Source organism: Bacillus coahuilensis m4-4 (assembly GCF_000171615.1).
GTDB lineage: Bacteria > Bacillota > Bacilli > Bacillales > Bacillaceae_K > Bacillus_T > Bacillus_T coahuilensis.
The window spans coordinates 1-26291 of the sequence record NZ_ABFU01000057.3; the positions used below are offsets into that span (position 1 = coordinate 1).

Here is a 26291-nt window from a genome sequence, read left to right on the forward strand (position 1 = left end):
GCGAGGGGCGCGCGGCGCAGAAAGGAGCGGGGAAGCGGAAGAAGAGCACCGCGCGAGTGGCGCGCGGTGCAGAAAGGAGCGAAGATAATGAAAGTAGTCACCTCACTTCTTTCAAGCAAATAACGCACTCAAAATCTAAAAATAAAATACTAAACCCCCTAACTTCTGCACACATTATGTATGATGCGCCTACCAAACAACACCAAGCCATGTGAATCAAGGCCGTCACGTGCCAGACTTCAACAAACTATTACAAAACGGTAAATCCATACCTTATGCCTTGACAAAGTAACGAGCTATGTTTAATAATAATTGTATGATTAGAATAATTATTATCTGTTAATGCTTTTCACTAATCTAATTAGCATTAACGAAGATAATAATTACATATTATTTAGGAGGTAATACACATGTCAGTAATCGGTACTAAAGTTAAACCATTCACAGCAGAAGCTTACAAAAACGGAGATTTCGTAACAGTTTCAGACGAAAATTTTAAAGGTCAATGGACGGTTCTTTGTTTCTATCCAGCGGACTTCACGTTCGTATGTCCAACTGAGCTTGAAGATCTTCAACATGAGTATGAAAACTTAAAAGCACTTGGAGCAGAAGTTTATTCTTGTTCAACAGATACTCACTTCACTCACAAAGCTTGGCACGAAACATCAGAAGCAATTGGAAAAGTAACATACACAATGATTGGTGACCCATCTTTAACATTACCAGCTAACTTTGAAGTACTACGTGAAGGTCAAGGTCTTGCGGATCGTGGAACATTCATCATCGATCCAGATGGTGTTATTCAAGTAGCGGAAGTTCATGCTGAAGGAATTGGCCGTGACGCAAGCGGACTTATCGATAAAATGAAAGCTGCACAATATGTGTACAAAAATCCAGGTGAAGTATGTCCTGCAAAATGGAAAGAAGGAAGCGAAACGCTAACACCTGGTATTGATTTAGTAGGTAAAATCTAAGGAGTGTCATCAAATATGCTTGAAAAAGATATAAAAGCACAATTAAACCAGTACTTAGAGCTTTTAGAAAATGATATCGTTCTAAAGGTTAGTGCTGGTGAGGATAAAGTATCAAACGATATTTTAGACTTAATCAATGAAATAGCTTCTATGTCCACCAAGATTTCAGTGGAAGAGACGAAACTTGAGCGTACGCCGAGCTTTAGTGTCAATCGAGTGGGAGAAGACACTGGAATCGTATTCGCTGGAATTCCACTAGGGCACGAATTTACTTCACTTGTATTAGCACTTTTACAAGTAAGCGGTCGTGCGCCTAAAGTTGATCAAAGTATTATTGATCAAGTGAAAAACATTTCTGGTGAGTATCATTTCGAGACCTTTGTGAGTTTAAGCTGCCATAACTGTCCTGATGTGGTACAAGCCCTAAATATTATGAGTGTGTTAAATCCAAACATTACTCATACGATGATTGATGGTGCGATCAATAGGGATGAGGCTGAAAGAAGAAACGTACGAGCGGTTCCGGCTGTCTTTTTAAACGGGGAGTTCTGGAATGGCGGGCGTATCACGATTCAAGAAATCCTTGCTAAATTGGGCGAAGGTCCAAAAGCAGAAGATTTCGCTGATCGAGACCCTTATGATGTGCTTGTTGTAGGTGGCGGACCTGCCGGTTCTAGTGCGGCGATTTATGCTGCACGTAAAGGGATTCGAACAGGAATCGTTGCGGAGCGCTTCGGTGGTCAGATCATGGATACGCTAAGTATTGAGAACTTTATTAGTGTGAAAGCAACAGAAGGACCTAAGCTTGCTCAAGCGCTTGAAGAGCATGTGAAGGACTATAACATCGATGTGATGGATCTACAGCGTGCGAAGCGTCTAGAAAAGAATGAGCTGTTTGAAATCGAGCTTGAAAATGGTGCGGTTTTAAAGAGTAAGTCAATTATTATTTCGACAGGTGCTCGCTGGAGAAACGTCAATGTTCCTGGTGAAGAGGAATTTAAAATAAAGGTGTTGCATATTGTCCTCATTGTGATGGTCCGTTATATGAAGGTAAGAATGTTGCGGTGATTGGTGGCGGAAACTCAGGAATTGAAGCGGCCATTGATCTTGCTGGTATTGTAAAGCATGTAACCGTATTAGAATTCGCTCCAGAACTAAAAGCAGATAGTGTTTTACAAAAACGCTTATACAGCTTACCGAATGTTACTGTGATTACGAATGCGGCAACAAAAGAAATTACGGGAAGCGACAATGTGAATGGTCTTACGTATACAGACCGTGAAACAGGTGAAGATCATCATGTTGAGTTAGAAGGAGTATTTGTCCAAATTGGACTGATTCCTAATACAGATTGGTTAGAAGGCACAGTTGAACGCAATCGTATGGGTGAAATTATCGTGGATAAGAGTGGAGCTACGTCCATGCCAGGAGTTTTCGCTGCTGGAGATTGTACGGATAGCGCCTATAATCAAATCATCATTTCAATGGGATCAGGAGCCACTGCTTCACTTGGTGCGTTCGATTACTTGATTCGCAACTAATTAAATGAAACCATTAGGAACAATCAAAAGCCGTTACTCTACCATTTAGAGTGGCGGCTTTTATTAAGTAGACGCTTATTTCATCCCGTCTAACCCCCGCTTAATAAACTTCAATAAAATCCCCGCCATCTCCACTGGTGACTTCTTCTTCCCGTTCTCAAGCCATTGCTTTATCACATAAATACAGCCACTTACAATAAATAAATTTAAATACTCATACGTTTCTTGGTCCAGCTCTTGATCATTCATCCAGTTTTTAAAGACATACTCCTGAGCTATTTCCATACCTTTTTTTGAAAGTGGATATCGCTGTTTTCACCTAGTAGAATTTGACACGTTCCACTGTTTGCGGAGATAAACTCGAATAGTTTTTCCGTTAATTGCAGAGCTTCATGCTCCTTAGCAAAGTTGTATTGGCTTAACGTTTGAATGAGATCAATAGTAAAGTCTTCTTCAATAGAGGTAAGAAGCTCATATTGGTTAGCATAATGGGCATAAAATGTGGAGCGGTTAATGTCTGCCAACTCACAAATTTCTTTAATCGTAATACTCGCCAGTGTCTTTGTTTGTAAAAGCTTCATTAAGCTATCCTTTAACACCATCCGTGTGTATTGTTTACGTCGATCCATTTTTTCACTCATTGGGAAAGCTCCTTTTGTAAAGAATTATAATTTATCCAACAGTGGAAACCAATCTGTTGGGTATGTGACGAATTGAAAGCAACTGTTTGTTGAATATCCAACACTGTGTTTATTATAATGATAAAGTGAAAACGGGATCTACACAAGAGGGGTTGAAATATGGATAAGATCGCTACAAGTGTTATTAAACATAAAAAGGCAGTCATGATGACCTTTATTTTACTCACTATTGTATCGACTGTGGCGCAGTTCTTTGTATCGGTCAATTACAATATGGTGGATTATTTACCAGATGATGCACCCTCCATTCGAGCAATAGACGTGATGGAAGAGGAATTTACGGGTGATGTGCCAGATACAAGGGTCATGGTCACTGATGTCTCTCTACTTGAAGCTCTGCAATATAAAGAAGAGCTGTCTAAGATTGATGGTGTATCAGATGTGATGTGGCTAGATGATGTGGTGGATGTGAAAACGCCGCTTGAAGTGGCAGATCAAGATATGATTGAAAGCTATTATAAAGATCAGAATGCGTTATTTTCTATTAGTGTTCGTTCGGGTGAGGAAGTTAGAATCACGGATGAGATTTATGCTCTGATTGGTGAAGAGGGTGCAATTGCAGGAGAAGCGATCAATACCGCAAGTTCTCAGAAAATGGCGGGAACAGAGTCCATGTACGCAGGCCTTCTGTTAGTACCGATTATTATCTTTATCCTCGTGATTTCTACAACGTCCTGGGTGGAACCCCTGTTCTTTTTAACAGCCATTGGAGTTTCAGTATTAATAAACCTTGGAACGAACATTTTCATTGGGGAGGTTTCATTTGTTACTCAATCGGTGGCTCCGATACTGCAGCTAGCCGTCTCTCTGGATTATGCGGTTTTCCTCCTGCATAGCTTCCAAGACTATCGATCAAAAACAAGTAACCCAGAAGAAGCGATGAAGCTTGCTATGAAGAAGTCGTTTCCTGCTATCACAGCAAGTGCTGCGACAACGTTTTTCGGATTCATCGCACTGACATTTATGGAGTTTAAAATAGGTTCTGATCTTGGATTAAACTTAGTAAAAGGAATTGTATTAAGTTTTATTAGTGTCATGATATTCCTTCCAGCGTTAACGTTAACGTTTTATAAATGGATGGATAAGACAGAGCATAAGAACTTTGTGCCAAGCTTCAAAGGAATTGGGAATAGGGTGATGAAGCTTAAAGTTCCTAGTCTTATTCTTATATTTGCCTTATTGGTTCCAGCCTTTTTGGCTCAAAGCCAAACCGCGTTCACGTATGGAACGGGCGTACAGCCAGAGCATACGAGAGCAGGGAGTGACTTCGTTAAAATTGAAGAGGCTTTCGGTGAGACCACTCCCATAGTCCTTTTAGTTCCTAGAGGAGATGTTGCAAAGGAAGAGGAGCTGGTTTCAGATTTAGAGGACTTAGATTATGTAACGAGCGTAGTGGCGTATGTGAATACAGTAGGTACGGTGATTCCGCCTGAGTACTTGAATGAATCCATCACGAATGAGTTTTACTCTGAAAATTATACTCGTATTGTCATCAATACGAATCAAGGAACAGAAGGTGACATTCCGTTTGGGATTGTGGAACAGGTAGACAAAGCGGCAGCGAATTATTATGGTGACGATGTGCTTAGCTTGGGTGAAAGCGTGACTCTCTATGATATTAAAAACATAGTGAATCGGGATAATCTTGTGGTCAATATTTTAACTGTTGTAACGATTGCCATCGTCCTGCTTGTGAGTTTTAAATCCATTACGATGCCAGTTGTGTTGCTCATTACCATTCAATCAGCGGTCTGGATCAACTTGTCCATTCCGTACTTTACGTCAACACCATTAGTGTTCGTCGGCTATTTGATCATCAGTACAGTGCAGTTAGCCGCTACGGTTGATTATGCGATTCTTTTAACGGAAGCCTATTTACATCATCGAAAAGAGATGACGGCAAGAGAAGCAATTGTTAAGACGCTCGATGAAAAGACATTTTCCATTTCGATATCAGCCGCCATTTTATCTAGTGTTGGCTTTATTTTATGGATTACATCATCGAACCCAATTGTAGCTTCGATCGGCTTGTTGCTTGGTCGAGGAGCCTTACTTGCATTTATTATGGTCGTATTTGTGTTACCTGCCATGCTGGTTGTCTTTGATAAAATGATGAAGAAAACGACAATGAATGCACAATTTTATGAGGAGGACTGAGGATGAAAAGAAAGCAAATAGGTACTATTGCTATTGTGGCGATGCTGGTCGCTCCTTCTATTGCTGTTCCTGTATACGGAGAAGAAGCTGGAAAGGTTCTTTCAAAAGATGAAGTCGTCTATGCGACACTCCTAGCGAAGGGAGACTTGTCCAACATTTATGTGGTGAACACATTAGATGTGAAAAAAAGTGGGCACGTAACCGATTATGGCAACTACACAAGCGTGAAGAATTTAACCGATTTGTCAGAGCTTGAACAAGAAGGAGAGAAGGTTGCATTCAGCGCACCAGAGGGGAAATTTTATTATCAAGGAAATCTGGAGCCGGATACACCACTGCCCTGGAAGGTTGCGGTTTCTTATCGTTTAGATGGACAGAATATAGACCCAGCAGAGCTAGCTGGTCAAAGTGGATCGTTAGAGATGGTGATTGAAACCTCTAAGAATACTTCTGTAGAATCCGAATTCTATGATAATTATCTTTTACAGGTGTCATTAAGCTTACCGAATACGTACCAAAATATAGAAGCGCCAGACGGAATGATCGCAAATGCAGGGAAGAATAAGCAAATCACGTTCACCGTCATGCCTGGAGAAGAAGAGACGTTAACTGTGAAGGCTGACGTGGAGGACTTTGAATTTGACGGGGTAGAGATTGTTGGGGTACCTTCTTCATTACCTATTGATACATCAGAAATGAACTCAATGACAGAGGACATGTCAGAGCTCTCTTCTGCGATAGGAGAGCTAAATGACGGAGTAATAGATTTACAGGACGGGGTAGCACAATTAAATGGAGGGTCAAAGAGCATTCAGGAAGGGGCGAATGCCTATAAAAATGGCATAAATGAAGTAGGAGCCTCTTCTTCCCAACTAGTTAGTGGTTCTACTGAAATTCAACACGCCCTTACTGCAATGAACCAGTCTTTATCCGGAGAAGGTGCTTCCATTGACCTAACAAGCTTACGTGAGCTTCCGGCTGGACTGAATACATTGGCGAATGGATTAACAGAAGCAGCTAACGGATTAACGGCATTACAGCAAAATTATGTGGGGGCTTTGCAAAGCTTACATGCAAGCATGGCTAAACTACCTGAAACCTCTTTAACGGAAGAAGAGATTTCTGCCTTGTATAGTAGCACAGCAGATCCTGCCTCTCTTGATAAACTAATGGCTACCTACTCTGCTTCTAAAGAAGTGAAAAAACATATGAAACTGTAAATGCCGCATTTGTAGCAGTAGAGCCTACTTTAACTGAAATAAGTAACTCCGTCCATTATATGAGTGGAGATTTAAAAGGTATCGCCAAAGAAGTATCCTCTTCTCTAGAAAATACTGATGTAAGCGGGTTAGATGAACTGCAAAACGGGATTGCGACCCTGACTGCAAACTATGAAGAGTTCCATTCTGGATTAGTACTCTATACAAACGGAGCGAACGCCCTATCTTCATCCTACGGCGAATTGCACGCTGGAATCATGAAAATAACGGGAGGAACGGCAGGTTTAGACAGTGGAATTGACGAGCTCCAAGATGGAACAAGTCAATTATATGAAGAGACGAAAGATCTACCAGAACAAATGGAGCAGGAAATGAACGAAATCATACAAGAATACGATAAATCTGATTTCCAACCAGTATCCTTTGTTTCAGAAGAAAATGAAAAAGTATCCTCTGTTCAATTTATCCTGAAGACAGAAAGCATAGAAATTGGAGAGCCAGAAGAAAAGGAAGCAGAAGTAGAGGAGAAAAAAGGATTTGGACGTTGTTTTGGAATTGTTTAAGTAAGCGTAGGGGATGAAAAGGTGAGAAGCCTTTTTCTTTTTTTTGTTCATAAGAAAGTCAATAATTTTAGGGTTTCGTGTTTTACATTATATGGTATATTTATAGAGGTAGTGAATTTTTATCTTTTTGACCCTAGGAGATTTCTAGGGTTTTTTTGTGTGAAAAATTCTATAAAGTAAAAGAATAGATAGTGGGATTAACTAATAATGTTGACTAACTGGAGAAGACCCAATGACGATGGCTCGTTCAAAAAGTGTAGTTGTAGATGATTTATTCACTCTCTAACATATTGTATTACTTGTCATTTTAAAAGAACAGCGCATATAAAATGTACTGTTCTCTCCATTTTCACCCCTTTTCGCTCAGAAATCCCTCAACTATTCTATTAAATTCATCCCCATGCTCCCAAAACATAAAATGCCCACCAAGCACTTGTACTTTAGAATTTGGAGCTACTCGTTTTAGATAAGATGCTGCTGTTTCTCCCCAATGCTCTGCTACAATATACAAGGTTGGTAACTGTTCGCTAGAGTTCTTGGCTTCCTCTGTGTAATCCGAAAATAACCCAGAAGCAAATAGACTGGCTGCAATATAATAAGGAGTATGAAGGGACTGTTCAACAATCCAGTTTAATTCCTCTTCTGTCAGCTCTCTTTGTACCATGACATTACTAGCGTAGCTACTGACAAAGTCACGCTGCCCTTGGGAGTTTCTTAAATAAGCGGTGTAAGCAGCTGCAAGATCATCAAGCTTTCCTTCCACCCAATCGTCTTCTTCCTTTATTGACAGTGACTTTGGCGGCATATCAACGAAGACCATTCCATTTACATTTTCATACCCAAATTGTCTACCATATTCCCACAAGGTTAAACACCCAAAGGACCATCCAATTAAGGTAGGGTTCTTTACGTCTAACGTTTCTAGCACCTTCTTTAAATCTGTCCCGTGGGTTACGTAATCATTTCCATGCATCGTAACAGTAGATCGTCCATGACTTCTAGGATCTACTACCAGTACTCGGTTTGTTTTCGAAAACTTTTCCACCTGTTGATAAAAGACTTCAGAAGTAAACGTCCAGCCAGGAACAAAGACCACGGGTTCCCCTTCACCTATAACTTGAACAAATAACTCTACTCCAGTATCTACTTCAACATACTTTCCTTTTTTCGTCACGGATTTGTCCTCCTTTTATCTCGTTTTTTGCGTATCAATATATATCTATTCAAGGATCGTGTGAAACATGGTATAAATAATGGTTCGGTAAGAGTTGGTCAAGTTCCTTCTTTTCGATTCGTTGGATGGGTTTGCTATAGGTGACCATGGACACAACCCTATTTTGGGGTTAAAATTCTTAAATATTTTTATAATGGCTTAGTTAATAACATTAGGCCTATGAGGGAAAAGGCTTCACTAGGAACATAGTGAAAAAATTGGAATAGTATTTAATTAAATGAGTAGGGTTAAGCACGTTATTTAGTTTTAGAATTTTTGATAAATCCTACTTTTTCATGAGTCGGAGGACAAAGTCCCTGTCCCCTTGGCTAAGGCAATTCAGTTGACTTTTGTACGTATCTGGGGTATATTCTAACAAAATAGTCGATGCATTTTTGATTAACTGTGGTGATGTTTAGGGGCTTTAGCAGGCTGTTAAATCCAGCAAGGATTTGGCTGAATGAAAAAGACAAAAAAACTACTCAACCTCGTTAATAAGGAGTAAATCGGTGTATTTCTTCCTCGCTCTTTTCTAGGAGAATAGATAAAGAAATAGCCTGTTTTTTTAGTTTAGGGGGCGCTTTAATGGTAAATTCAAAAGGCTCTGTAGAATCTGAGATTAGTAAAGCCATTACCCAATGGGAGAAGGATTTCCTTGGACGCGGCTCTGTTTCAGTCAAAACAGACATTTTGCGTGATATGGTCATCGTTATGCTACAAGGTGTCCTGACTCCAGCTGAATATGCAGTATGTGAATCAAAGGATGGCATGCTGACCATCAAAAAGACACGTTCAGAGCTTGTTGAGTCTGGCGTAGAAGATCTTAAACAAATTATCTTCTCAGTCACAGGGGAGGAAGTTAAAAGCTTTCACACAGACATAAGCTCCCGCACTGGTGAACGAGTAATGATGTTTAAATTAGCCAATAATTTAGAGAAACAATTTAATGGATAGGAAGACCTTCAAACGACATCTGTCAGTTGAAGGTAAGCCGGCAAAGTAAGTGATGGGGATTCTCCCTTTTATCACTACATTTGTCGGCTTTTTCGTGGAGAAAAATGGGTATGTAGGAGGATTAACTATGAGTGATATTATCATACAAAACTTATTATCACCTGTTGTATTATTTTTCGTTTTAGGAATTATTGCAGCATTATTCAAATCGGATTTAAAATTTCCACAAGGTTTAAGTGAAGGGCTTAGCATTTACCTTTTAATTGCCATAGGAATTAAAGGTGGTATTGAGCTGTCACACTATTCTATTCAGTCGGTTATCGGCCCAATACTTGGCGCTTTGTTTTTAGGAGTAGTTATTCCGTTTATGACTCTTTTTATTATGAAGTGGATGAAAATGGGACTTGATAATTCGATCGGTCTTGCGGCAACCTATGGTTCCGTAAGCATTGTTACGTACGGGGCAGCCATTTCTTTTCTTGAAGAAAATGGGACAGCGTACGAAGGGTTTATGAATGCACTGGTCGTCTTGATGGAGAGTCCAGCGATTCTCGTCTCTCTATTAATCTTTAATATTTTACAAAATAAAAAAGACGTGGTACTACAATCAAGTCATAGTCTGGGGTTTGTTTCAAGCTCGTCTAATTTAATTGACAAAGAAGTCATTCGAGAAAGCTTATTTGGAAAAGCGTTCTCTTACTTTTAGGAAGCTTAATCATTGGATTAGCGTTAGGGGAAAGTGCAGTTCCAATGATCAAACCCTTATTTATAGATTTATATAGTAGTGTACTAATCTTATTTCTATTAAACATGGGATTAATCGCTGGAGAACGCCTACCAGAGGTAAAGAAGCACGGAATGAAGTTAGTGTTGTTCGGCCTATTGACTCCACTATTGTTCGGTACACTAGGAGTGGTAGTAGGAAGTGTTGTGGGATTATCTCTTGGGGGGATGACTCTACTAGGTGTTCTTGCTGGGAGTGCTTCTTATATTGCAGCACCAGCAGCGCTTAAATCATCGGTTCCAAAAGCCAATCCGTCTATTTATCTTGGGTTAGCACTAGGAATCACATTTCCATTTAATTTGATCATTGGTATTCCAGTTTTCCACCAAATTGCAAGCTGGTTAGCCTAATTTGGATGAATGAAGGAATAGGGGATGAGTGACCATGAAGCAGAACCTTCATGACTTTGTAAAAGAAAGGCTGACAGCTATTCCATTAGATGAAAATAACAGAAATGAAATGGAGAGCTTCCAGCAAATGATAAGAGACGCAATTGATTATTATGGGTTAAACTCCTATGAAGAAGTGGAAGTTATGAGAAGCAAAGAGGTGCATTTTATATACATCCATTCAATAATAGAAGAAACCTTATTATCTAAAGTAGCTCAAATTGCGCTGAACGATGAACATGCTAATATTGAAAATGTTTACGCAGGAAGGGTAATACGCGAATATTAAGTTTTATAGAAACGGCCCTAGTGGTTCATTCAAAATTTGGATGAGCTGCTGGGTACCGTTTTTTTTTGTATAATGCAAGTCTTCCGGTAATTTGGTCGGAAGTAGAGAAACTCATTATTGGAGAGAGTTGTGACTAGCTAAAGGGAGAGTGCGCCTGAGCCAGGGATCAGAGCGCCCACATGTAGAGAAAATCGCCCACCCCCAAGGCCGAAGCGCCCCCCCAAGGCCGAAGCGCCCATCCCCCAAGTCCGAAGCGCCACCCCCCCCCACTGGCCGATGCACCAAGATCGAGGAGAACCACTCCAAAAAGGCTCGCTACCTCCCCCATCATTTACCTAATTTCACAGAGATGTTTACATTTGTAAAAGAAAGCGTTATCTTTAAAGGTAGAATACTAGGGAAAAAGATAGAAGGTGTAGAGATGGAGAATGATAAGTTAAAGAAAGTGATTGAAGCAGCTAAGCAGTATTATTTGTTAGATTACAATCAATCAGATATCGCAACAAATCTTGGGGTTTCACGTCCCACAGTTTCTAGGCTTTTACAAATAGCGAAAGAAGAGGGCATTGTTCAGATAAAGATTATGGATCCTACGGAAGATAGTGAACAATTGTCAAAGGAGCTAGAACGAAAATTCGGATTAAAAAAAGCGATTGTTGCTTCTATACCTGAATATGACGATCATATTATTAAAAACTATTTAGGCGAGAAAGCGGCAGCGTATCTTCAGGGTACAATTAAAGATGGAGATATCGTCGGAGTAACATGGGGGACGACATTATATCATGTGGCGATTGAATTAAAGCAAAAGTTTGTGAAGGATGTCCAAATTGTTCAGTTAAAAGGCGGAGTCAGTCACTCTGAAACGAATACGTATGCGTCTGAAATTCTCTATTTGTTTGGACAAGCATTTAATTCTACTCCTCTCCATTTGCCACTGCCAGCCATTGTTGATCATGTCGTAGTGAAACAGGCAATGCAAGCGGATCGACATATCAAGAAAGTATTAGATACGGGGCGAAAAGCCAATATTGCTCTGTTTACCATCGGACCTGTAAAAAGTGAATCCCTTTTATTTCAGCTAGGCTATTTTACTGATGAAGATGTTGAAATGTTAAGAGAGAACGCTTCGGGTGACATTTGTTCAAGATTTTTCAATGAAGATGGTCGGATTGTGAATGAATCGCTAAATGAAAGAACGTTAGGGATTGAATTAGCAGAACTAAAAGAGAAAGAGCAAAGTATACTAGTAGCAGGTGGTGCTCACAAAATTTCAGGGATTTATGGTGCGCTAAAAGGAAAATATGCCAATGTATTAGTAACCGACCAATTTACTGCTAAGTTTTTGTTAGATCGATTACCTTAATTTCTAGTTAAACAACCTAACTCGCCATGAAGGTGGGTTTTTTTTGAGGAAATAACGTGTCCAGCTATTGAGATTTGGTAAATATTTATTTTACATATGTAAAAATAGTAGTTTACAAATGTTCATACCCTCTGATATGATAGATTCATAAGTTAGTGAAAGCGTTATCACGAACAATCTTACATTTATGAAGAGGTGACCACCATGAACAACTTCCTTTGGGGAATAATTGGTATCTTTGTAGTTTTACTTATTGCTTTTATCTTTTCTACTAATCGAAAGAAGATCAGTTTACGTACAGTACTTGGGGGATTAGCGATCCAACTTACGTTCGCGCTTATCGTATTAAAATGGGAAGCCGGTAAAGAAGGACTTCGCATTGCATCAGAGAAAGTAAACAATGTCATAAATTACGCAAATGAGGGGATTAACTTCTTATTTGGCGGAATGTTTGCAGCAGAGGGCATAGGGTTTGTCTTTGCGTTTCAAGTACTGCCAATTGTTATTTTCTTCTCTGCTTTAATTTCTGTTCTATACTATCTAGGCATTATGCAATTAATCATTCGATTCCTTGGTGGAGGTCTTTCCTACATTTTAGGGACGAGTAAAGCTGAATCATTATCTGCAGCAGCAAATATTTTCGTTGGGCAAACAGAAGCACCTTTAGTTGTTAAGCCTTTTATTGCAAAAATGACTCAATCTGAATTATTTGCGGTTATGGTTGGTGGACTTGCGTCGGTTGCAGGTTCCGTACTGGTAGGTTATAGCTTACTTGGTGTACCACTTGAATATTTATTGGCAGCAAGCTTTATGGCAGCGCCGGCTGGGTTAATCATCGCGAAAATCATGCTTCCTGAAACAGAAGAATCTGCAACGTCAACAGAGTTAAAAATGGAAAATGATAATGATTCCGTTAACGTTATTGATGCAGCAGCAAAAGGTGCATCTGTAGGTCTTCAGTTAGCATTAAACATTGGTGCGATGCTCCTTGCATTCATCGCAATTGTTGCCTTAGTTAATGGATTACTTGGCTGGGTCGGCGGCTGGTTTGGATTAGACGCTCTTTCTCTTGAAATGATTTTAGGCTATCTGTTCGCTCCTATCGCATTTGCCATTGGTGTACCTTGGGAAGAAGCCGTACGTGCTGGAGGATACATTGGTCAAAAGCTTGTATTAAATGAATTTGTAGCGTACTCTTCTTTTGCTCCTGAAATTGGTCAATTATCTGAGAAAACAGTCGCAATCATTTCATTTGCACTATGCGGATTCGCGAATATTTCCTCTATGGGTATCCTTCTTGGAGGATTAGGAAACTTAGCCCCTGAACGCCGCGGAGATATTGCTAAATTAGGTGTAAAAGCAATCCTTGCTGGTATGCTTGCATCACTATTATCAGCTGCGATTGCAGGCATGCTTTTCTAATATCGGACAATTGAGGACTTGGGAGATTACGATTAAATATCTCTAGAAATGAGGAAGAATGATGAAAGAAATCGCACGTTATATAGATCATACTGCTTTAAAGCCAGAAACAACAAAAGACCAGATTGTAAAATTAGTAGAAGAAGCAAAGGCTCACTCGTTTGCATCGGTTTGTGTGAATCCAACATGGGTACCTTTAGCAACAGAATTGTTAATGAATACGCCTGAAGTTGAGGTGTGTACGGTTATTGGATTTCCATTAGGAGCTAACACACCTGAAGTGAAAGCCTTCGAAACAGAGCATGCTATTCAAAACGGAGCAACGGAAGTTGACATGGTGATAAATGTAGCCGCTTTAAAAGATGGCGACGTTGAATTAGTAGAACGTGATATTCGTGCGGTTGTAGAAGTTGCAAAAGGAAAGGCTTTAACGAAAGTAATTATTGAAACATCTCTATTAACAGATGAAGAAAAGGTTAAAGCTTGTGAACTATCTGTGAAGGCTGGTACAGATTTTGTCAAAACTTCAACGGGATTCTCAACAGGAGGAGCAACGGTTGAAGACATTCGACTAATGAGAAACACAGTAGGGCCAAACATCGGTGTCAAAGCATCAGGTGGAGTTCGTAGCCGCGAAGATGCTCTCAACATGATTGAAGCGGGCGCGACAAGAATTGGTGCAAGCTCTGGAGTATCCATTGTCAAAGGTGAAACGAGTAACGAATCTTATTAAGTGAGGGAATGAAATGAAAGAGTTAATCTTAAGTGTCATTGCTGGAATGATTATCGGAATGAGCTTTAAGTTTTTAAAATTACCTCTACCTGCGCCTCCTGTCATGGCCGGTGTTCTTGGAGTGTTTGGTGTTTACTTTGGTGGAGTTGTATTTGATTGGTTGGCAAAACTAATCCAACAAGGATAGGTGATGATGATGGACGATAATAGATTGATTGAAGAAGCTTACAAAGCTAGAGAAAAAGCATATGCGCCATACTCCAAGTTTAAAGTTGGTGCAGCCCTTTTAACATCTGATGGTACTGTATACCATGGATGTAATATAGAAAATGCTTCCTACGGCCTTTGTAATTGTGCAGAACGTACGGCACTTTTCTCAAGTATCGCGGACGGACGTACTGATTTTACCAAGCTAGTGGTTTGTGCGGATACTCCTGACCCGGTATCACCGTGCGGAGCCTGTCGCCAAGTAATCTCAGAGCTATGCCCTGAGGATATGGATGTTATTCTACTCAATATGACTGGGGACCGTACTTCCATGAAAGTAAACGAATTACTGCCAGGAGCCTTTTCATCTAAAGATGTTACAAACTAAACGAAGCCTGTCGCTTGTATGGCAAACATACAATGCGACAGGCTTTTTTGTATTTTTAAGTTGAAAGCCGTATAGACGACTCATACACTTAAAGTAGAAGCAATCATTTTAATTCATGGGGGAGATGAATATGGAAAAAGTATTAGTTGCAGGAGCGACTGGTTACTTAGGACGGTATTTGGTTCAAGCTCTTAAACAAAATGGTTATCATGTGACAGCTCTTGTTCGGAATAAGGAAAAATAAGGGAGGAAGGACCATATTTAGCCCCCAAAATTGATCAGTGCATTGATGAGGTGGTGATCGGTGAGGTGACTCAGCCTGAAACATTGGATCATCATTTGGAAGGAATGGACTATGTGATTTCAACTGTTGGAATAACAAGGCAAAAAGAAGGACTTTCCTTTAGAGATGTGGATTACCAAGGGAATTTGAACCTTTTAAGAGAAGCAGAGAAGCATCAAGTTAAAAAGTTCATGTACATTCATGTGTTTAAAGGAAATGAATGGGATGGTCCCATAACAGAAGCCAAAGAGGATTTTGTAAGGGAATTAAAAGCTTCTGGAATAGAGTATCTTATTATCAGACCAACAGGGTACTTTTCTGACATAACAGAGATTTTACATATGGCGGAAAAGGGGAGGTGTTACCTAGTTGGTCGAGGTGATAAACGATTAAACCCAATTCATGGGGAAGATTTGGCTGCTTTTTGTGTTGAAGGCTTAGCGTTAAAAGATCAAGAATTAGATGTAGGGGGTCCTGACGTGTTTACTCATATGGAAATGGCGGAGATCGCATTTGAAGCCTATGATAAAAAGGTGTCGACCATTCGATTGCCAGCCTTTCTCTTCAACCGGTCTTTCCTATAGTAAAGTGGCTGGATCCTCACAAATACGGAGTTCTACGGCTTTTTTATCATGGGATGACGAAGGATGTAGTTGCGCCAAAGTATGGAGAAAAAAGATTACAGGACTATTATCAGGAAATAGTTGAGAGCAGTATGAAGGTAGACGACTGACAGGGGATACCATTCAAAATAAAAAAAAGAATCATCTAGTATTGCTGAGCTAAAAATTTATCCATCCACTCTTTTCGCTGTGATAAAATGGAAAAGTCACTCGAATGAAAGGGGGGAGGATTATGCACTGTCATAATTGTGGACAAAGTATGGATAGATCATCCTTATTATGTGCAAAATGTGGTACACCAATTGGAGAAGAGAGTGGTGATTTAACCACTATATCTGGTTCATTTAATTTCACAAGTTTAATTCGTAAAGGGATACGGTATGGTGGAGCTTTAATAGGTATTTTGTTTTTACTTTTGACTTTCTGGCTTTTAACCGAATATCTTGTCTCTACGCTTTCTATTTCAAGCAGTCAGACATTATCACATGGTTCTGAGCTAATAACCATCGTGTTTGGGGTCGGGTCTTCCGTTTTAACGTTAGTGGGACTTATCACAATATTTGTGAGTATTAATAGTCAGCATCGAATCCAGCGGTGTAGAGAAGTGTTGTGGGAATTGATGGAGCTTCCCTATCAATGCTGGGATGAGCGTGGTAATTTTGTCTATAATTTCTCGATAGAACAAGGGATACGACAGCGCCTGATTATTTACCAAAGGACGTTAAAAGTGGTGTGGTATTTAATCATTTTATTGTTAGTTTTTTGTTCGTTTGCATTGTCGTAATCTCTATCATGTATATCGTAACGATTAGAGTATTAAAAGATTCCTATTTTACTAGTGAAGGAAGCTATACATTCATTTATGGGGTTATTCTTCTTGGTGTTTTTCTTATGTTAGCTTTTGCTCTCTTATTATTATCCTTATCGCGCATACGTTTAATTGCAAGCTTACCTAATCTAGCGGATATTATGAATGCGAATACTCAAAAGAGTGATATACCAAGTATTTTATTAGCTGCCATGTGTATGAGAATGTTAATTCGTCAAGACGTAACGGCTCGATTTACCTTCCCATTTCATAAATTTACGGTATTTCCATGGATTACTGGGGTGATGAAGGAAACAGGAGAAGAAGTCCTACTATTGGGAGGCCCGTTTGAAGGAAATCCAGATAAAGAACCTCTCACTCACTCCTTCATTGACCATGAACGAGCACATCGCCATCATTTTCCTTTGCTTTCATCTATGGATCACGCTTTATATAAAGAGATTGTCTATAAGTTTGAGTTGAGTAGTAATCAAGGAACGGTATATGTGGAGTTTGTGCAGGATAGTTCACAGCCAGAGGAAAAAGAGGGGCGTTTACATCCTACTACAATAATCCCACAATTAAAAAATGAAAATGAGTTATTTAAAGAACTAGATTTTCTATGAAGATAAAGGGAGCCGGCGATGGCTCTCCTTTTCTTCTAAGCATAAAAACTAGCACTCACTCATTGTTCTCGTATTCATGCTTCTCCCATGGAACGATAAATCGTTTTTCTTCGCTGTCTAGTTCAAAACAACAATAGGTTGGATCTTGTAAGCGAGAGAGCTTATCTTTACAGACGACAAAAGTGGAAACCGTATAAGCTGGTTCTAAAAACGTTAGTGTATCTTGTAAAGTTGTACCACTACCTGCGAAGTCTTCTACAACCAAAATACTCGACTGAAGTGGTGGTGGATTTCCTTTCCATGAAACCATTCTCGTTGGGCGATGGTATTCTACAAAATAGACAGGCAGTTCTGTTAAAAATGACAAGTGCATGCCTGCAAAGCTACCTCCTCTAAGAATGATGACAAGCCCATCAAATTTCTTTTCCTTCACATCCGGAACGAATTCTTCCGCCCTAGAGGCAATGCCATTGTAGCTCAAATAATGTGGCTTGCGTGTATCTTTTTTGGGTTAATTTTCCATATTTTATATCCCTCCTTCTAAAAAGGAGACATCTTGTCTAAAAAATGTCCGTCTTTACATTTCCTCGTCTAGTTTACTATACAGTAACAAAGGGAGGGGGAACAATAAGAAATGGCAAGAACTCCCTAAAATATAAAGGTGAGAATGATTACCTCACTCGAATGTACAATCCAAGGCTAGGAAAACGGTAAAAGTTATCCCAGTCTTAGATTGTTATGTTTTGTAAAGGAGATGAGGGTTCTGTAAAATGTTCTCATATTCATATTTCTCTCCAAACAGAAATAGATACTAGAAAAGGGGGAAGCACCATTGAAGTATTTCCGAGCGTTTTTAACGCCTTACCGAATTGCCATTACTGTAGCACTTACTTTGATGCTAACCGAGTTAGCAGTAGAATTAACGCTTCCACTACTCTTGTCCAAAATTATAGATGAAGGAATATTGCAAGAGGATCTTTCCTATGTCATTAAGTGGGGAAGCATCATGGTAGGACTTGCCTTTTTAGCTTTTGCGTCTGGTGTAACTAATTCCTTTTACGCCGCTCATGTAGGGCAAAGTTTTGGGTTTGATATACGAAAAGCTCTTTTTGAGAAAGTACAAGGATTCTCATTTGAACAGTTGGGAAACTATCCAGCGGCTTCTCTTGTTACTCGTATGACCAATGATGTGACCCAGCTGCAAAATACGATATTTATGGGACTTCGTATTATGCTACGTGCTCCACTACTCGTAATTGGTTCAGTGGTGATGTCGTTTTTTGTACATCCTGGTATTGCATTAGTGTTTGCGGTAGTCATTCCAATTGTGGTGGTGGTTCTTACTTTCTTGATGAAAAAGGGAGCTCTTTATTTGGCCAAGTACAATCACGGTTAGACCGAGTGAATGATGTACTTCGTGAGAATTTAATGGGAATGAAGGTAATTAAAGCCTTTGTTCGAAAGAATCACGAGTCAAATCGGTTTCATCAGGCAACCAATGAGTTGAAAGATTTAACTGTAAAAGCCTTGCGCTTAACAGAGGCTGCTATTCCTTTATTATTACTCCTAATGAATATCGCTATCCTATTTCTTCTGTGGAACGGAAGATCGGCAGTTATAGATGGTTCCGTACAGGTAGGGGATGTGGTGGCTGTTATTAATTATGGGTTCCGTACAACAGCGGCATTATCCATGTTTTCTTTTATCATTATGTTTCTTTCAAGAACTAAAGCCTCCCTCGATCGAGTTTCAGAAGTGCTAGATACAACAGAAAACGAATGGGTTGTTCACACGAAGCGAAAGGATAATCAAGGATCTTGGCTACAATTTAACCATGTTTCATTTACGTATCCTGGAAATAATGACCAAGTAGTAAAGGATATCACGTTCCAAATAGATAAAGGCGAACGAATCGCGATAATGGGAGAAACGGGGGCTGGTAAATCCAGCATCCTCCAGTTATTACTTCGGTTATACGAAGTGGATGAAGGAAGCATTTTATTTATGTATCAGGACATAAGGGTGCAGACATTAAAAGAGTTGCGACATGAAATTGGATTTGTCCCACAAGAAGCTGTGTTATTCTCAGGTACCATTCGTGAAAATTTATTGTGGGGAAAAGAGGATGCAACAGAGGAAGAGCTTACGAAAGCGGCAAAGGCAGCACAAATTTATGAAACCATTGAACAATTTCCACGTGGTTATGACACAAGGATAGGTCAAAAAGGTGTGAATTTGTCTGGTGGACAAAAACAACGAATTTCGATCGCTCGAGCCTTAATTCGAAGACCAAGTTTGTTAATTTTAGACGATAGTACGAGCGCACTTGATGTGACAACAGAACAAAAACTTCTAAAGGCACTTGAGGACTATGAATGCACCATATTGCTTGTTACACATAAGGTTCGAACAGCTAAGATGTGTGATCGGATTTTCTTAATTGAAGAGGGAAGAATGATTGGAGAAGGAAACCACGAAGAGCTGCTAGCAACAATCCCTTTATATGAAGACATCGTTAAATCTCAAGAAGAGGGGGTGAGTGTATGATTCGAGAACTAAAAAAGCCCTTTACATATGACAAAATTAAACTAGATCCATCTCAGAATAAAAAAGGATCAAGGGAAAAAGATAGAATGGAAAGCAGCGGGAGAGACTCTGTATCGTTTATGGACATATGTTTCAAGAAAGCCTACCCTATTCTACCTGGTTATTTTCATGGTGGTAGCAAGTTCAGCCCTTGGTTTACTTGGTCCGTACTTAATTGGTATGACGATAGATGAGTATATAGTGAAGTCAGATTCTGAAGGATTGATGAGCCGGCTTTGGATGTTGGTTCTCGTGTTTGTTCTCTATTCTATTTCTTTGTTCCTGCAAAATTATTGGATGATAGGCATTGCCCAGACGACGGTCAATCAAATGCGAGAGGATTTGTTTCAGCATTTTCATCGACTGCCCATTGCTTTCTTTGATAAAAGGCAGCATGGAGAGCTGATGAGTAGGGTGACAAATGATATTGAAAATGTTAGCTCCACGTTAAATAGCTCTGTTATTCAAGTGGTATCTAGTGTATTAACGCTGATTGGGACGGTTGTTGTGATGCTAACCTTGAGTCCCCTTCTTACAGCTATCACCCTTTTAATTATTCCAATCATGCTCGTAAGTATTAGATGGATCACAAGTCGAACGAGCAAACTATTTAAACTTCAACAAAAAAATCTTGGGGAGTTAAATGGATACGTAGAAGAAGTTATTTCAGGACAAAAGCTGGTCAAGGCGTATTCGCGGGAAGAAAGAGTTATAGAAGAGTTTGTGGAAAAAAGTGATCGTTTAAAAAAATCCGGCTACTGGGCTCAAACGATCACGGGGTTTATCCCAAAAGTGATGAACCTATTAAATAATGCAAGCTTTGCTGTGATTGCTTTCGTTGGTGGGATATTCGCCATAAACGGATATATCACAATTGGAGTAATGGTGATTTTTGCCGAGTATGCTAGACAATTTACTCGACCATTAAATGATTTGGCAAACCAATTCAACACCTTGTTATCAGCTATTGCTGGTGCGGAGCGCGTATTTGATATTTTAGATGAAGTGGAAGAAGAAGCCGACGAAGATAACGTATTTACAGAACAACTGAAAGGGAAAGTGGAATTTAAAAACGTTTCCTTTGGTTATGAAGAAGGTGAAGCTCATACTCTTCATCAGGTGAGCTTTGTGGCAAATCGAGGTGAAACGATTGCGTTAGTTGGTCCAACCGGCGCTGGGAAAACAACTCTTATTAATCTTGTGTCAAGATTTTATGATCCGGATGAAGGGGAAATCCAATTAGATGGTAAGAATAGCTTAACCATTTCAAGGCATGTGTTAAGGAGACAAATGGGGTTTGTTCTTCAGGATACCTTCTTATTTCAAGGCACCATTTTAGAGAATATTCGATATGGGCGACTAAACGCTACTGACGAGGAAGTAATAGAGGCAGCTAAGAAAGCGAACGCTCACTCGTTTATAGAAAGATTGCCAGAGGGTTATCAGACAAAGATTAGTCATGATGGTGGAGGAATTAGTCATGGTCAAAAGCAATTATTAGCCATTGCTAGAGCGTTTGTTTCAAGCCCGCGTATTCTTATTCTTGATGAAGCGACCAGTAGTATTGATACGATTACAGAACTGAAAATTCAGGAAGCGTTAGGTCGGTTGATGGACGGAAGAACCACTTTTGTGATTGCTCACAGACTAAACACCATTCGTCAGGCAGATCAAATCATCGTTTTAAAGGAAGGAAGAATACTAGAACAAGGAAGCCATGAGCAGTTAGTGAAGGCAAAAGGGTTTTATTATGGTTTAGGATAACCTGAACAATTTGCTTTTGATTTAATTGAAAATGATTATCATTCTATGTTAATTTAAAATTGACTTATTGATAATTTTTATCAATTATAGTGTATAACGATGCTGTTAAAATTAGGTGTACTGGGGGAAGGAGGACTTATTAATGTTCTACCAAATTAAGCGAATTGTGGTAAAGGAAGGCCATGCAGAAGGGATCATCAAGAATTTTACAGGCGAAGGTCTTATTGAAAAACAACCTGGATTCATTGACTTCAAGTATTAGAAAAAAGGTCCGTCGTGGTGATGAGGAAGTTCTGGTTCTAGTTCAGTGGGAGTCAGAAGAAGATTGGAAGAACTGGGAGAAGAGCCCTGAGCATCTAGCTGGTCATAAAGCGAGAGCAGGTCAAGCAAAGCCAGATTACGTGATTGAATCTGCACAAAATGTTTATTATGTAAGATCAAGTAAATAAATCGTACAGGTAGGAGCACCTTTCAACTTATTGAGAGGTGTTTTCCTTTGTTTGTCGGTTTGTATGAAGATAAGGTACTATAGAAAAATACTACGAAAAAGGAGAAATTATATGTCTGGTACGAATAGAAAGTCTATTACTTTAAGAGCGAAGGTTAAGGTGGTTCAAAAACAGGATCAACGATCAGGAAAGTTAACAGAAGGTGTGGTAACAAAAATTTTAACGAAATCTCCTACGCACCCTCATGGTATAAAGGTGATGCTTGAAGGTGGAATTGTAGGAAGAGTAAAGGAAATTGTAGAGGAAGCATAAGGGAAACAGAACAGAAAAAACACTTCATATGGAGTGTTTTTCTTTTGAAAGAAGAAAGTATAAAATGTAATAAAGCAAACAATAAACTTTCACCCCATGCTATTGTTCGGTGTTGGTATTTTCATAGGTAGTGCTATCACAACAGTGGTTGGAAAGAAACTTGAAAGGACCATTTTAAAGACCACTTATTAACACATGGAAAGTGCTAAAATAAAAATAGTATGAAATGATAGTTAAATTTAGCGAAATAGTTACATTCTCACTCTCAAGTCCTATATACTAGAGATATACATAGGAAAATCAGGAGTAAGGATGGGTGTTAGAATGAGTATAATAAGTATTGAACCGGTAAATAGTATCCAGGTACTACCGGCTGAAGATGTTTTAGCTGCCATTGAACGTTCTCTAGCAATGATACAATTTAACCTTGATGGCATAGTTCTTTGGGCAAATGAAAATTTTGCTCAAACAATGGAATATAGATCAGAAGAGTTACCAAGTCTTCATCATCGTCAATTTTGTTTAACTGAGTATGCAAATAGCCCTGAATATAAGAAATTATGGAGAAATCTAAGAGAAGGTAATAGTTTTCAAGAAAAGATTCAACGAGTAACGAAAACGGGCAAAATTCTTTGGTTGGAAGCAACCTATACACCAGTGTTTGATGAGGAGGGTGCTGTAAAGGGTGTAGTGAAGGTAGCTACTAATATTACAGAACGTGAAGAAACTACGACAATCCTTGCAAATGAACTCTTAGCCATGAGTAAAGATCTTTTACATAGAGCAGAACTTGGGATTAAAAAGAGTGAAGACCTTTCATCTGCAACAGCCGTTCTTGTTTCTGAGTCGGAAGAAACACTTCATAGTCTGGGATCTCTCCAAGCAGAAGCAGATTTAATTAAAGGAATTGTGAAAACCATTAAAGACATTGCTTCTCAAACCAATCTTCTTGCATTAAATGCTGCCATTGAGGCAGCTCGTGCAGGTGATCATGGGAGAGGGTTTAGTGTGGTTGCAGCAGAAGTAAGAAAGCTTGCGACTAATGTACAAGAATCCATCCATGAAGTGAATTCACGGATTGAGGGAATCACAAAAGGGATTGAAAAGGTTGGAGAAGTAACGGAACGGTCTCAAGAAGGAGTGTCTTCAAGTAAACGATTAATCGATGAGGCAATAGGAGAATTCAATAGAATTAGTGAATCGGCAAATGAACTCGATAAACATGCAAATCGATTTCAAGATATAGTCTAGTTCAGTTTTTCCATTAAAAGAGGCAGTGGTGCCTCTTTTATTATGTGTGCCAGGCATGGCAACTATCTAGGTGGTGAAAGTCCACTGTGGGGGTACACATCGACCAACCACTAAGGAAGCGCAAGGTACTTATCGTGAGGTAAGGGCTGGAGGAAGCGTGGAATAAAATCTTGGCTTGACGAACAGAAACCTGATACTAAGGCTCTACAAAGGGATAAGGCTCCATAACAAGTCAAAGTCCAAAAGATGTGCGTAACTTTGTAGGGTAAATCAGGCAAGTAAAAGAGGAAGGATAGTTGTCTTACCCTGGGAGGTCTTGCGGATGTACGTAGGTACAGTCGAAAAAGGTTTGTCGCAAGAAGTCAGCAGAAGCCATAGTAATGAAGTAATTCATGAAGGGCTAAACAATTTATAGTGTTTCAACGCCACGAATGCGTAAGTGACCTACTCAGAATGTGTTAATGGGGAAAGTATGAGCGTACCTCAGAGGAAAACCAAAAGGGAGTTATCACTTATTACGTGAGAGGGAAGGAGAAACGAGTGTGGAACTTCTAGAACAGATTTTGAGTAATCAAAATATGAATGAAGCCTACTTGCGTGTATATAAAAATAAAGGCGCGAGTGGAGTTGATGGAGTAACAGTCGATGAACTGAAACAATATCTGAAAGAGAACAAGGATGAACTGCGCAGGCGCATCAGAACAAGAAAATACCAACCACAAGCTGCCTTAAGAGTGGAAATCCCAAAAGAAAATGGAAAGATGCGCAAATTGGGAATACCAACAGTAGTGGATAGAGTAGTTCAGCAAGCTATTCATCAAGTACTCAGCCCGATATTTGAAAAGCAGTTCAGTGAACTCAGCTATGGCTTTAGACCAAAAAGAAGTTGTGAGATGGCAATTGTAAAAAGCTTGGAATTTCTGAATGATGAACACGATTGGGTAGTGGMCATTGACCTCGAAAGATTTTTCGATACAGTCCAMCATGATAAGCTTATGCGAATTTATATCCAATACAATAGACGAWGGAGAKGTTATCTCACWAATAAAGAAAATACTTARTTAGKGGGGTTATGGTGAATGGTAGATATGAAGAAACACCAGTTGGGACTCCGCAAGGAGGTAATCTCAGCCCTCTCTTAAGTAACATTATGTTGAACGAACTAGATAAGGAACTTGAAAATAGAGGACTACGATTCGTGAGGTACGCTGATGACGCTCTTATCTTTGTGAAGAGTGAAAAAGCAGCTATTAGAGTGATGAAATCAATCGTGAGATTTATAGAAGATAAATTAGGCTTGTTAGTCAATGCAGAAAAGAGTAAAATCTCCCGCCCGGGAGATTTGAAGTTTTTGGGCTTTGGTTACTACTACGATTTTAAAAATGGTAGATATCAAGTGAAACCTCACATAACTTCTGTACAGAAATTTCAAAGGAAGCTTCGACAATTGACAAAGCGAAACTGGAGTATCCCTTTAGATTACCGAATAATGAAATTGAAACAAGTCATTTTCGGATGGGTGAATTACTTTAGAATATCAAGCATGAAAAAGGTAATGACTCGTATTGATGGGAAGTTACGCTCAAGAATTAGGGTAATCATATGGAAACAATGGAAGGTACCGAGAAAACAAATCAAATCGCTAATTCAATTAGGAATTCCTAAGGAAGAASCGAAAGGATTAMCCTTTTKTCGAAAAGGCTACCGATATATAGGATTATCGAAAGTAGTTCAAAGAGCACTTTCAAACGAAAGACTAAAGCAGAGGGGAATTCCCTCTGCTTTGGAACGTTACCTAAAAGTACACACTGTAATWTAAATTGAAACGCCGTATACGAGAACCGTACGTACGGTGTTGTGAGAGGGGCGAAAATAATTATATTATTTTCCCTCTACTCGATTGGTTCAACGTCAAATGTTGGGGTGAAGTAATTCCTACTTCGCCCTCAACCAATATGAACACCCATTTTTTTATACTTATGTGTCAATAATATTTTAGCTCTAAAACGCTTAAAACTTCTAAATCCAAATGCATTTCTCTTCATTACTTTAGTTAGATTATTAATTCCTTCTAAAAACCCATTAGAAAAGTTATAAACAAAGCTATTCAATATCTCTACCTGCCAATTTTGGAGCGTTTGAATAGCTTTCTTAAACTCTGGTAAATTGGCTTGTTCTACTTTTTGATAGAACTCTTGTAATAAATTTAGTGGTTTGAAGAATAGAACCCTGACCGTTTTCTTTTGCCTCATTAAACCACTGGGAAAATGCCTCTTTCAGTTCATAAGCTACTTTTAATCCATTGGATAATCCTAGATATCGGTTTAAGTACCACCGATCTTCTTCTGTTAACTTTTCTGAATTCCAATGGAATACATAGCGCATCTTTTTACACTTTTTCCGATCATAATCATGCCAAGTTGACTGTACTCTTCTTCTAACCCCATCCAATGCAGTAGATATACCGCACAAAATGAAAGCGATCTGCAACGATAATCGGTTTCCCAGAGCTTGTCGAACAGCTGCTTTAAAAGAGGGGCTCATATCCATTTACTACAACTTCTACATTCGTACCATACTTTTCGCAATAATGGGATATGGGTCTTTTAATAACGGTTGGGTAGTATATTCAAAGGGTCCCTTGTCACTCCCTCAGGGAAAATAAAATTGTAATTTCCTTTTTTTGTG

The 26291-nt window shown here is 39.3% G+C and carries 27 protein-coding genes and 5 pseudogenes; 26 read left to right on the forward strand and 6 right to left on the reverse strand.

What is annotated here, in order from left to right; all coding sequences use genetic code 11:
• The 3 genes and pseudogenes from M44_RS28380 to ahpF form a co-directional block, all read left to right on the forward strand.
• A partial coding sequence (locus M44_RS28380) for a hypothetical protein (RefSeq protein WP_010174612.1) occupies positions 1-215 on the forward strand: 215 nt, incomplete at its 5' end.
• A 195-nt stretch (positions 216-410) separates the two neighbouring features.
• Positions 411-974 carry an alkyl hydroperoxide reductase subunit C gene (ahpC, locus tag M44_RS14360; protein WP_010174614.1) on the forward strand — a complete coding sequence of 188 codons (564 nt, stop codon included), beginning with the start codon at positions 411-413 and terminating at the stop codon, positions 972-974.
• A 15-nt stretch (positions 975-989) separates the two neighbouring features.
• A pseudogene (ahpF, locus tag M44_RS23480) lies at positions 990-2515 on the forward strand (alkyl hydroperoxide reductase subunit F).
• A 75-nt stretch (positions 2516-2590) separates the two neighbouring features.
• Here the strand turns inward: ahpF and M44_RS29565 are convergent.
• Together M44_RS29565 and M44_RS29570 are read right to left on the reverse strand one after the other, a co-directional pair.
• Positions 2591-2800 carry a TetR-like C-terminal domain-containing protein gene (locus tag M44_RS29565; RefSeq protein WP_337444127.1) on the reverse strand — a complete coding sequence of 70 codons (210 nt, stop codon included), beginning with the start codon at positions 2798-2800 and terminating at the stop codon, positions 2591-2593.
• Positions 2791-3156, reverse strand: a complete 366-nt coding sequence (locus M44_RS29570; RefSeq protein ID WP_337444128.1) for a TetR/AcrR family transcriptional regulator — start codon at positions 3154-3156, stop codon at positions 2791-2793. Before M44_RS29570 ends, M44_RS29565 begins: the two co-directional genes overlap by 10 nt.
• 159 nt (positions 3157-3315) lie before the next feature.
• Between M44_RS29570 and M44_RS14375 the strand changes: the two genes are divergently transcribed.
• From M44_RS14375 to M44_RS28385, 3 genes are read left to right on the forward strand one after another with little or no spacing between them, the layout of a single operon-like run.
• Positions 3316-5373 (forward strand): efflux RND transporter permease subunit, encoded by a 2058-nt coding sequence (locus tag M44_RS14375; RefSeq protein WP_010174617.1) that lies wholly within the window; start codon positions 3316-3318, stop codon positions 5371-5373.
• 2 nt (positions 5374-5375) lie between these two features.
• A complete protein-coding gene (locus M44_RS23490; RefSeq protein ID WP_237705298.1) occupies positions 5376-6593 on the forward strand; it encodes a hypothetical protein in 1218 nt (405 codons plus the stop codon).
• Between the two features lie 59 nt (positions 6594-6652).
• On the forward strand, positions 6653-7156 hold the full coding sequence (locus M44_RS28385) for a hypothetical protein (RefSeq protein WP_237705299.1): 504 nt from the start codon (positions 6653-6655) through the stop codon (positions 7154-7156).
• 349 nt (positions 7157-7505) lie between these two features.
• On the opposite strand, the gene M44_RS14385 is transcribed toward M44_RS28385, so the two are convergent.
• Positions 7506-8330 (reverse strand): alpha/beta fold hydrolase, encoded by an 825-nt coding sequence (locus M44_RS14385; protein ID WP_010174619.1) that lies wholly within the window; start codon positions 8328-8330, stop codon positions 7506-7508.
• A gap of 624 nt (positions 8331-8954) precedes the next feature.
• Between M44_RS14385 and M44_RS14390 the strand changes: the two genes are divergently transcribed.
• The 12 genes and pseudogenes from M44_RS14390 (at position 8955) to M44_RS14445 (ending at position 17241) form a co-directional block, all read left to right on the forward strand.
• Positions 8955-9323, forward strand: coding sequence for a Na-translocating system protein MpsC family protein (locus M44_RS14390; protein WP_010174621.1), 369 nt, complete (start codon positions 8955-8957; stop codon positions 9321-9323).
• 127 nt (positions 9324-9450) lie between these two features.
• Positions 9451-10457: pseudogene (locus M44_RS23495) on the forward strand (sodium-dependent bicarbonate transport family permease).
• 34 nt (positions 10458-10491) lie between these two features.
• Complete coding sequence (locus M44_RS14400; protein ID WP_010174627.1) at positions 10492-10785, forward strand: DUF6407 family protein; 294 nt, start codon at positions 10492-10494, stop codon at positions 10783-10785.
• Between the two features lie 421 nt (positions 10786-11206).
• Positions 11207-12151, forward strand: coding sequence for a sugar-binding transcriptional regulator (locus M44_RS14410; protein ID WP_010174629.1), 945 nt, complete (start codon positions 11207-11209; stop codon positions 12149-12151).
• Positions 12152-12355: 204 nt separating this feature from the next.
• Entirely contained in the window at positions 12356-13573 is a 1218-nt protein-coding gene (locus tag M44_RS14415) for a NupC/NupG family nucleoside CNT transporter (RefSeq protein ID WP_010174631.1), read from the forward strand.
• 61 nt (positions 13574-13634) lie between these two features.
• Positions 13635-14306: a deoxyribose-phosphate aldolase gene (gene deoC, locus M44_RS14420; protein WP_010174633.1), complete on the forward strand. Its 672-nt coding sequence runs from the start codon at positions 13635-13637 to the stop codon at positions 14304-14306.
• Positions 14307-14319: 13 nt separating this feature from the next.
• Positions 14320-14493, forward strand: a complete 174-nt coding sequence (locus M44_RS23500) for a XapX domain-containing protein (RefSeq protein WP_010174635.1) — start codon at positions 14320-14322, stop codon at positions 14491-14493.
• A gap of 9 nt (positions 14494-14502) precedes the next feature.
• Positions 14503-14901, forward strand: coding sequence for a cytidine deaminase (locus tag M44_RS14430; protein WP_010174637.1), 399 nt, complete (start codon positions 14503-14505; stop codon positions 14899-14901).
• Between the two features lie 130 nt (positions 14902-15031).
• Entirely contained in the window at positions 15032-15145 is a 114-nt protein-coding gene (locus M44_RS29065; RefSeq protein WP_010174639.1) for an NmrA family NAD(P)-binding protein, read from the forward strand.
• 53 nt (positions 15146-15198) lie between these two features.
• A complete protein-coding gene (locus M44_RS26390; protein WP_162013679.1) occupies positions 15199-15768 on the forward strand; it encodes an NAD(P)H-binding protein in 570 nt (189 codons plus the stop codon).
• A gap of 271 nt (positions 15769-16039) precedes the next feature.
• On the forward strand, positions 16040-16591 hold the full coding sequence (locus tag M44_RS14440) for a hypothetical protein (RefSeq protein ID WP_010174643.1): 552 nt from the start codon (positions 16040-16042) through the stop codon (positions 16589-16591).
• Positions 16540-17241, forward strand: coding sequence for a hypothetical protein (locus M44_RS14445; RefSeq protein WP_010174645.1), 702 nt, complete (start codon positions 16540-16542; stop codon positions 17239-17241). The genes M44_RS14440 and M44_RS14445 overlap by 52 nt, the downstream gene beginning before the upstream one ends.
• A gap of 55 nt (positions 17242-17296) precedes the next feature.
• Here the strand turns inward: M44_RS14445 and M44_RS14450 are convergent, their stop codons facing one another.
• Positions 17297-17722: a phosphoribosyltransferase family protein gene (locus tag M44_RS14450; RefSeq protein WP_029326906.1), complete on the reverse strand. Its 426-nt coding sequence runs from the start codon at positions 17720-17722 to the stop codon at positions 17297-17299.
• Positions 17723-18073: 351 nt separating this feature from the next.
• Between M44_RS14450 and M44_RS23510 the strand changes: the two are divergent.
• The 8 genes and pseudogenes from M44_RS23510 to M44_RS29080 all read left to right on the forward strand — a co-directional run bounded on the left by M44_RS23510 (position 18074) and on the right by M44_RS29080 (position 25422).
• Positions 18074-19788: pseudogene (locus M44_RS23510) on the forward strand (ABC transporter ATP-binding protein).
• 168 nt (positions 19789-19956) lie between these two features.
• Entirely contained in the window at positions 19957-21591 is a 1635-nt protein-coding gene (locus M44_RS14460) for an ABC transporter ATP-binding protein (protein WP_420167117.1), read from the forward strand.
• 142 nt (positions 21592-21733) lie between these two features.
• Positions 21734-22040 (forward strand): annotated as a pseudogene (locus tag M44_RS23515) (antibiotic biosynthesis monooxygenase family protein).
• Between the two features lie 111 nt (positions 22041-22151).
• Complete coding sequence (locus M44_RS14470) at positions 22152-22352, forward strand: YwbE family protein (protein WP_010174658.1); 201 nt, start codon at positions 22152-22154, stop codon at positions 22350-22352.
• A gap of 324 nt (positions 22353-22676) precedes the next feature.
• A pseudogene (locus M44_RS30015) lies at positions 22677-23072 on the forward strand (PAS domain-containing protein); the annotation flags it as partial.
• Positions 23073-23111: 39 nt separating this feature from the next.
• Positions 23112-23603 (forward strand): methyl-accepting chemotaxis protein, encoded by a 492-nt coding sequence (locus tag M44_RS30020; RefSeq protein WP_420167118.1) that lies wholly within the window; start codon positions 23112-23114, stop codon positions 23601-23603.
• Between the two features lie 761 nt (positions 23604-24364).
• Complete coding sequence (locus tag M44_RS29075; RefSeq protein WP_272941199.1) at positions 24365-24664, forward strand: reverse transcriptase domain-containing protein; 300 nt, start codon at positions 24365-24367, stop codon at positions 24662-24664.
• Between the two features lie 11 nt (positions 24665-24675).
• Positions 24676-25422, forward strand: a complete 747-nt coding sequence (locus tag M44_RS29080) for a reverse transcriptase domain-containing protein (protein WP_272941198.1) — start codon at positions 24676-24678, stop codon at positions 25420-25422.
• Positions 25423-25549: 127 nt separating this feature from the next.
• Here M44_RS29080 and M44_RS25515 read toward each other — a convergent pair whose 3' ends face one another.
• Both M44_RS25515 and M44_RS26395 read right to left on the reverse strand, forming a co-directional pair.
• Complete coding sequence (locus tag M44_RS25515; protein ID WP_029326908.1) at positions 25550-25855, reverse strand: transposase; 306 nt, start codon at positions 25853-25855, stop codon at positions 25550-25552.
• Positions 25755-26153 (reverse strand): transposase, encoded by a 399-nt coding sequence (locus M44_RS26395; protein WP_237705300.1) that lies wholly within the window; start codon positions 26151-26153, stop codon positions 25755-25757. Before M44_RS26395 ends, M44_RS25515 begins: the two co-directional genes overlap by 101 nt.
• Positions 26154-26291: the final 138 nt, after the last annotated feature.